This window comes from Blastococcus sp. CT_GayMR20, from assembly GCF_004570345.1.
The window spans coordinates 1-672 of the sequence record NZ_SPQM01000335.1; the positions used below are offsets into that span (position 1 = coordinate 1).

Below are 672 nucleotides of genomic sequence, written 5' to 3' on the forward strand. Positions count from 1 at the left end.
GCCCCCGCGGCTGGTCACGACCCGGCTCGAGCTGACGCCGGAGACCTGGACGACACGGATCGAGCTCGAGGACACCGGCGCCGGCGGCACCCGGGTCACCATGACGATCACCCACGAGCCCACCGGCGGCGGCCGGGTCGTCCGGCGGCTCCAGCGGGGGGCGATGCGGCGGCTGGTCCAGCGCACCGTCGACGCCGAGCTGGAGAAGGTCCCTGCCCACGTGGCCCGGGTCGCCGACGCCGGCTGACGCCGTGACCTCCCCGTTAGGGGGAACGGCGCATCAGGAGCGTTCAGCGGGGTACAGCCATCCGTCGTGCACCGGTGGTGCAGCCGGCGAGCGCCGGCACGGGAGCATCACCGGCCGAACGAAGGAGAACGCTGTGCAGATCCTCGGCCTCATCGTGGTCGGCCTCATCATCGGCGCGCTCGCCCGGCTGATCAAGCCCGGCAAGCAGCGTCTGAGCCTCCTCGCGACCCTGCTCCTCGGCGTCGTCGGTGCGATCATCGGCGGGCTGATCGGGCACCTGTTCAACGAGAACACCAGCATCTGGGAGCTGAACGTCCTCGGTTTCATCATCGCCGTCGTCGCAGCCGTGCTGCTCATCGGCGTCGCCGAGGGCGTCTCCGGCGGTCGCTCGCGCGGCGCCGTCCGCTGACCCGATCCCCGGGGAC

At 72.0% G+C, this 672-nt stretch carries 1 protein-coding gene and 1 pseudogene; both read left to right on the plus strand.

Annotation, left to right across the window (positions count from 1 at the left end):
* Positions 1–247 (plus strand): annotated as a pseudogene (locus E4P40_RS27795) (SRPBCC family protein); the annotation flags it as partial.
* 133 nt (positions 248–380) lie between these two features.
* Entirely contained in the window at positions 381–656 is a 276-nt protein-coding gene (locus tag E4P40_RS27800; protein ID WP_209305564.1) for a GlsB/YeaQ/YmgE family stress response membrane protein, read from the plus strand.
* The last annotated feature ends 16 nt before the right edge of the window (positions 657–672 follow it).